This window comes from Rhodococcus yananensis (assembly GCF_020515525.1).
Lineage (GTDB): Bacteria > Actinomycetota > Actinomycetes > Mycobacteriales > Mycobacteriaceae > Rhodococcus > Rhodococcus yananensis.
The window spans coordinates 1-2,244 of record NZ_JAIYEP010000153.1 but is presented as its reverse complement, the minus strand read 5'-3'; the positions used below and the strand labels follow the sequence as shown (position 1 = coordinate 2,244).

2 protein-coding genes and 1 pseudogene are annotated in these 2,244 nt (G+C 61.8%); 1 reads left to right on the top strand and 2 read right to left on the bottom strand.

Annotated features, from left to right (window positions below; all coding sequences use genetic code 11):
• Positions 1-433: 433 nt before the first annotated feature.
• Both zapE and LDQ05_RS19975 read right to left on the bottom strand, forming a co-directional pair.
• Positions 434-1,471 (bottom strand): cell division protein ZapE, encoded by a 1,038-nt coding sequence (gene zapE / locus LDQ05_RS19505; protein WP_226438600.1) that lies wholly within the window; start codon positions 1,469-1,471, stop codon positions 434-436.
• A 211-nt stretch (positions 1,472-1,682) separates the two neighbouring features.
• A complete protein-coding gene (locus LDQ05_RS19975) occupies positions 1,683-2,054 on the bottom strand; it encodes a GNAT family N-acetyltransferase (RefSeq protein ID WP_226438601.1) in 372 nt (123 codons plus the stop codon).
• 21 nt (positions 2,055-2,075) lie between these two features.
• Between LDQ05_RS19975 and LDQ05_RS20005 the strand changes: the two are divergent.
• Positions 2,076-2,244, top strand: a pseudogene (locus LDQ05_RS20005) (IS1380 family transposase); the annotation flags it as partial.

The following is a 2,244-nucleotide window of genomic DNA, read 5'->3' as shown; positions in this document are numbered from 1 at the left end:
TCGAACATCGCCCGCGCCTGCCGACGCCTGGCAGCAGACCCGTATCAGGCCGTCGGCCTGATCCTGGAAGGATGAAATAGCAGGTCACCGCCCTGACGGTCAACAACTACGGGACCCTGGGTGACCGGTAGGGGCAGGACGCGTTCCGGGGGGGTGGATGCCTGTATCGAGGCAGCACTCCGAAGGACAAGCCCCGACGCTTCTTCCTCGACATCGCTGCCACCAACCTCACTTTCGACGAGGAACGCAGGATGCACGGCCGGCCGGCCGAGCCCACGTCAACAGCCGCATCGGGTAACCGGAATCGAATTCCGAGTCCGAAAACCAGTGCGCCCGCACGCTGTCCACCGATGCCGAGGTGGTGATCATTTGCCGCATGGCGTATGCCGTCTCGGCGAGCCGGCCCGCAGGTGCCACTGCCAACACAGACGGTTCACCTCGACGACGCGGTGGCATCGATCTCGTTCTGGCGGAGTTGACCGAGTCGGCTCTTGATTCGGTCGATGTCAACGGGCAGCTGGGAGCTGTCGGTGAGCGCTTTCAGCGAAGTGGCGGCGAGAAAGATCGTAGTGATGTCGCGGTCGTACAGCACGTCGACAACATTGGCGAAACGTTGTGCAGGTTCGCGTCCCGCGGTTCGAAGATCGGGGACCTCGCCAATGACCCATGTGCGGAACCCCTTGGTCAAGGCAAGGTAGTCGATTGGGGCGGTAGTGCTCCCACACAAATCAGCAAAATCGACCCAGATGCATCGACCTTCCGCACGGCTGACGTATACAGGATGTCCTGCAGGAGTGAGTGTTCTGCGTTCACCAGCGGTTGGAGAGGTCAGGCCGAGCCGTTGCCGTTGTTCTTCCGTGTCTGGGCTAACCCACCAACCAGCGGCGAACCCTGACTCGTGGCCAGACATGGTGCGGTAATCGACAGGCCCCTCGACAGCGAGGGTCGTCAAGGACTGCTCGATCAACTCAATGGTGGGGATGAAGAGATCGTGGAACAGGGGGTTGGGCATCAGGGAGCGTGGCGGGTAGTTGGACGTCAGGATCAGCCTGATCCGCCGATCCAAGAGCGCAGGTAGGAGACGGGCGATGAATTTGCCATCCGCCGGGTCATGGACGTGAAACTCGTCGAAGCACACAAGATCCACGTCGTGAAGCAGCTCATTCAAAGCCGCCGCGAGATTGTTGTTGTGCCGCCGGATGGCCAGATGCAGGTCCCGGAAGAACTCGTGGAAGTGAATCCGCATCTTCCGATTGGTCGGCAGCGCAGCGAAGTATGTCGCCATAAGCCAACTCTTACCTCGTCCGACAGGACCCCACAGATACAGGTTCTCTGTGCCAACCGCGAGGGCCGATGCGGCACCCAACTGGGACTCGTCAAGAAGGAATCCCTGGTCCTGTGCTGCAGTGCGGAAGACACCGGCATCGATGTGAAGCGAACGATTGGGCGGGGTACCGCGGAGCAGACGCATATCGGAACTCTAGCGTCGATCGTTCGTGCAAGTGCTCCGGACCTGGGTCAAGCAGGCCGAGGTCGCGAAACCTGGTCACGGCCGGTTGGGGTCAGCCGGTGGCGCGGCACCATGTGGTCTTCCCTGCGGCACCGGGCCCTTCCACGGCGATAATCACCGGTGCACTCTATTCACCGTTGACAACGAGGAAGCAACCGGTCGCAGCGTTCCGCTACGTGCTGTCGCGCCGCAATACATAGAGGTCCCTCGGATTACCGTCGGGAGCAGGACCACTCGCCCCGACGCAGGAGAACCCATGGCTTTCGTAGAGCCGGCGGGCCGGGGCTCCTCCAGCAGTGTCGGCGGTGAAGGTGACTACTTCGATAGGCTCGGTTGGCCATCTGTCCACGATGGCAGCCAGGAGCGCATGACCGACACCTCGACGGCGCTGAGAACTGCGTACGGCCAGCCAATGAATGTGGTGGGGTTGGTTCGGGCGGCTCAGCCCGGATCCACCGGTGATGTGACGGTGTGAGCGTGTCGTAGAACGCGAGAGCCCCTGTAGGGCAGGAGAATCTGAGTTACCACACCAAGATTCCGGCACCAGAACAGAGGCATCTCGCAGGTGAAAGCATCTCACACCGTCACGCCCGTTTTCGATGACCCGAACCTCGAGTCGGCCGCAGGGTTGGTGCCGGTGATGCGACTGGCCGAGACCGCCGGCCTGCACGACCTGCTCGACGAGCGGTTGAGTGTCGATTCTCCGAACCCGACCGTAAAGACGAGCAGCATCG